General features: G+C 69.4%; 1 protein-coding gene. It reads right to left on the reverse strand.

What is annotated here, in order from left to right; translation table 11 throughout:
- On the reverse strand, positions 1–330 hold a 330-nt coding region (locus PUR61_RS18940), incomplete at both ends, for a transposase (protein WP_329880124.1).

The following is a 330-nucleotide window of genomic DNA, read 5'->3' on the forward strand; positions in this document are numbered from 1 at the left end:
AGGTTGGGACAGTGAGGCGAATGCGGCGAGGTAGAAGGCCCGTTTGAGCTGCTTGTTGCCGCGCCGGGAGGGGTGTTCGCCGCGGATGGAGGAGCCGGACGCGCGGGTGACTGGCGCCAGGCCCGCGTAGGCGGCGAGGTTGCCGGCGCTTGGGAAGGCCTTCGCGTCGCCGACGTCGACGAGGATCCGGGCGGCGGTCCTGATCCCGATGCCGGGCATCGAGGTCAGGACCGGGGAAAGAGGGTGCGTCTCCAGCAATTCCTCGATCCTCGCCGAGAGGAGTATGCGCTGGTCGAGGACCGCGGTGAGTGAGGTGGCGAGGCTGGGGAC

The organism is Streptomyces sp. BE20 (assembly GCF_036322525.1).
Lineage (GTDB): Bacteria > Actinomycetota > Actinomycetes > Streptomycetales > Streptomycetaceae > Kitasatospora.